This is a genomic window from Terrisporobacter petrolearius (assembly GCF_020748185.1).
Taxonomy (GTDB): Bacteria; Bacillota; Clostridia; order Peptostreptococcales; family Peptostreptococcaceae; genus Terrisporobacter; species Terrisporobacter petrolearius.
On record NZ_JAHZMO010000206.1, the window covers coordinates 1 to 431 of the forward strand.

General features: G+C 45.5%; 1 protein-coding gene. It reads right to left on the reverse strand.

Annotated elements, in window-relative coordinates; all coding sequences use genetic code 11:
• The coding region (locus tag K0040_RS22605; RefSeq protein WP_268597169.1) for an AraC family ligand binding domain-containing protein at nucleotides 1-178 on the reverse strand (178 nt) is incomplete at its 3' end.
• Nucleotides 179-431: the final 253 nt, after the last annotated feature.

A 431-nucleotide genomic window follows, 5' to 3' on the forward strand; every position in this document is an offset into this window, starting at 1 on the left:
CACCGGTGATGGTATAGGGCTGCCCATTAAACACATGAATACCCGTGCCATGTTCGACAATCACAATTTCATGAAAATCATGATGATGTTCAGGAAAATCCGCCTGCGGGAGCCGGGGTTCTATCGCCACGGACGCGTTACCAGACGGAAAAAAATCCACACTATGTAATACGGTCATACTGGCCTCCTGATGTCGTCAACACGGCGAAATAGTAATCACGAGGTCAGGTTCTTACCTTAAATTTTCGACGGAAAACCACGTAAAAAACGTCGATTTTTCAAGATACAGCGTGAATTTTCAGGAAATGCGGTGAGCATCACATCACCACAATTCAGCAAATTGTGAACATCATCACGTTCATCTTTCCCTGGTTGCCAATGGCCCATTTTCCTGTCAGTAACGAGAAGGTCGCGAATTCAGGCGCTTTTTA